Below are 3270 nucleotides of genomic sequence, written 5' to 3' on the forward strand. Positions count from 1 at the left end.
GGTGCTGCGGGAGGCCGCCCGCGTGCTGCGCGACGCGGGCAGGCTCGTGGCGACCCACTGGCCCGCGCTGACGCTCCTCGCCGTCGTCGCCTACGTCTCCCGCACCCTGCTGCTCGACCTGGCCGTCGTCACGACGCGCACGTCGGCGGTGCTGAGCAACCTCGTGCAGGCCGTCATCCCGTTCGTCCAGCTGCTGTGCGTCGTCGCGATGTTCCTGGTGCTCCGCAGCCGGAACGCGCCGGACGCCGGGAGCCCGCTCGAGACCGCCGCGGCGCCGGCGGGGGGCCGGCTCGCCGCCGTGCGCCGCCGGGCCCGCGCCGCATCCACGCTCGTCATCGCCGCGGCCGCCGTGCTCATCCCGTTCCTGCTGATCTACGAGCACGACGGCGCGCTCGTGGACGACTCCTACGCGCTCGGGTACGCGGTCGCGGGTGACGTCTCGTGGTCAGGCGGTGACATCTACGACCGCCTGGCCCAGGCCACGTCGGTCGCCGTCCTCGGCACCGTCCTGGGCGCGTTGGCCGTGCGCCGGGTGCTGACGATGCTGGTCCGTCGCACGCCCGCCGCGCGCGCCGGGCGCCGCGCCTGGCTGCAGCTCGGTGCCGGCTACTGCGAGGCGGTCTGGATCGTGCTCGGGGCCGTCGTGGTGCGTGAGTCGCTCGGCACGGCGTCCGTGTGGTGGCGCACGCGTGTCGCGGGCGTGGCCCTGGAGGAGTGGTGGTCCGGCGTCGCCCTGCGCACCCCGCACCTGGCGGCGTGGGTCGAGAGCGCCCTCGCGGGCGGGGAGCTCCTCCTCGCGGCGGCGATCACGGCGATCGTGGTGCCCCTCGCCTGGCTGAACCTCGCTGCGGTCGTCTACGGCGTCGAGGCGACCAAGGTGATGCACACGCGCGACCTGGCCGCGGGCCGCATCGGCGCGGTCGTCGCCCGCGTGGGCGACCACCGCACCCAGCGCGCGCTGACGCTGCTCACCAACCCCGAGCGCCGCTTCGGCGCGGTGATCGGGGCGGCCGGGCTGATCGCCCGCGCGGGGTGGCGGCCCGTCCTGGTCGTGTGCGCCGCCTTCCTCCTCACGGACAACGTCGACCTCCTCCTGTGGGAGGGGATGCGTGCCGTGATCGGGCCCCAGACGTACCTCGGCTGGGACGCGCTCGACGACTTCGTGGACGGCGCGGGGGTCATCGCGGCGCGCGTCCTGACGCTCGCGCTCGTGGCGTCGGCCGCCAACGCCGTCCTCGTGCGCCTCGGTCTGCCCGACACGCTGCGCCTGCGCCGCCGCTGAGGCGCTCGGACGCGCCGCGGGCGCTGCGGCGAGGAGCGGCCCTCAGTCCTCGTCGGGCACGGGCAGCGCCGCGTACGCCGGCCCGAAGCCGCCGTCCCGGCTGGTGGTGAAGACGCGGACCTCGACCGGCCGGGCCTGGGTCGGGAGCAGCACGTACGCCTCGTTGACGTACTGCCCGGGTCGCGGCGCCTGCTCTTCCTCGTCCTCCCCCGGCACAGCGACGATCTCCTCGGTGACCCCGCCGCCGCAGTCGAGGGTCGTCGAGTACGTCCCCGGGACGGCGGCGGGCCCCTCGGGCGCGGAGAACGAGCGGCCGCGCTCGTCGACCACCCGGAAGTCGCAGTACCGCGGCTCGGTCAGGTCCGAGCGCGCCTCGACCCCCACGCGCCACAGGGCGTAGCCGGGCGGCGGCGACCACGGCCCGTCGAAATCGGTCGTGAGCACCCGCACCCGCTCCACCTCGGTGAGCCGCAGCACGACGTCGGGCATCCGGGCCCAGCCGTCCGCGCCGGCCCGGACCGGGACGTGGTTCTCGACGAGCCACCACCCCGCGCGCGCGTCCGACGACGCCGTCCAGGTGAAGGCGGCGAGCGCCGGCACGAGCAGCGCCAGCGGCACGGCGTGCCGTCGCAGCCGGCCCCGGCCGGCGCTGCGGCGGCCCGATGCGGCGCTCATCCGAAGGGCTCCACGAGCGCCGCCGCGTCCGGGACGAGCGGCTCGTCCGAGACCGGCCCGACGTGCGTCGCGACGTGGGCTTCGGCGCCGAGCTGGTACGGGAAGCGATCGGCCACGACGACGGTCACGGGGCCGACGGCGTCGGCCGGGATCTCGAAGACGACCTCCCACCGGTGCTGCGAGCCCGGCTGCGCGCGGCCGGGATAGCTCGCGCGAGCGCGGTTGGTCGGCTCGAACGTGCGGTCCGAGGCGTCGACGAGCTGGACGCGCGGCACGGGGCCCGGCTGGTCCCCCCCGGCGACGGCGAGGTCGACGGCCACCCAGACGCCGTCCGTCGGTGGCGGCGGGGGCGGGTCCCCGAACATCGTGCTCTCGCTGACGTCGAGCGTGCGTGACGCCCGGACCCCGTGCACGACCACGCTCCCGGGCCACACGTCCAGGCGCTCCCCCGGCTCCCCGTACGCCACGAACGAGCGGACCGACGCCCCGTAGCGTTGGACGTGGTTGACGGCCAGGCCGCCGGCGAGGACGACGGCGACGACCACCGCGTGCACGACCGCCTCGCGGCCACGCCGCGCGCTCACGGCGCGTCCTCGCGCAGGTGCGCGAGCACCGCGTCCGGCAGCTGCGGCGCGCGAGGCACCTCGAGCCGCGCGACCGGGGCCGGCGGGGACCAGGAGGGACCGTGCTCCAAGCGGCTGAAGTACTGCTCCGACCCCAGCACCGCGACGTCCAGCGGCTCGGGGACCTGCGCCGACCCCAGCGGCCAGGCGAGCAGGATCTCCTGCGGCAGGCCGGGGTGCAGGTACGGCCGGTTGCTGCCGTCGGCGGACAGGACCCACACCGGGTACTGGTGGTAGCCGCTGTCCTCGGGCTCGAGCGCCAGCTCCACGTCGTCCGGGAGGCCGATGAGGTCGGGCAGCATCTGGACGGTCTCGTCGTCGAGGACCTCGACCACCGCGCGCACGACCAGCCACGCCTCGCCGCCCACGTACTCGAGGTCCGAGGTGAGGATGTCCGACGCGACCGTGTGGTCGATGACCGTCGCCCGGATCCGCCCCAGGTCGACCGGCTCCCCCGCCACGACACGCTCCTCCTCCAGGTCCGCGGCGCGCAGACCGCCGCCGGCCGCGAGCGCGCCGACGCCGACCAGCAGCACCGCGAGCACCGCGACCGAGGTCTTGCCCCACCAGGAGCCAAGCGCCCGGCGCGCGGCGGCCGCCAGCGGCCGGTCGAGCAGGCGCACGGGACCTCCTGGGGGCGGTGGCGCGCGGGGGGCGCCGACGCAGGGCAGGCTAGCGGGTGGCGCGCCC

General features: G+C 76.4%; 4 protein-coding genes. 1 reads left to right on the plus strand and 3 read right to left on the minus strand.

What is annotated here, in order from left to right; genetic code table 11:
* A partial coding sequence (locus IDM29_RS15790) for a hypothetical protein (RefSeq protein ID WP_188037768.1) occupies positions 1 to 1282 on the plus strand: 1282 nt, incomplete at its 5' end.
* 42 nt (positions 1283 to 1324) lie between these two features.
* On the opposite strand, the gene IDM29_RS15795 is transcribed toward IDM29_RS15790, so the two are convergent.
* From IDM29_RS15795 to IDM29_RS15805, 3 genes are all read right to left on the minus strand, one after another.
* Positions 1325 to 1957, minus strand: a complete 633-nt coding sequence (locus tag IDM29_RS15795) for a hypothetical protein (protein WP_188037769.1) — start codon at positions 1955 to 1957, stop codon at positions 1325 to 1327.
* Positions 1954 to 2541, minus strand: a complete 588-nt coding sequence (locus tag IDM29_RS15800; protein ID WP_182113512.1) for a hypothetical protein — start codon at positions 2539 to 2541, stop codon at positions 1954 to 1956. The genes IDM29_RS15795 and IDM29_RS15800 overlap by 4 nt, the downstream gene beginning before the upstream one ends.
* A partial coding sequence (locus IDM29_RS15805; protein ID WP_223148407.1) for a hypothetical protein occupies positions 2538 to 3270 on the minus strand: 733 nt, incomplete at its 5' end. The genes IDM29_RS15800 and IDM29_RS15805, both read right to left, overlap by 4 nt.

Source organism: Actinotalea sp. JY-7885 (genome assembly GCF_014525465.1).
Classification (GTDB): domain Bacteria; phylum Actinomycetota; class Actinomycetes; order Actinomycetales; family Cellulomonadaceae; genus Actinotalea.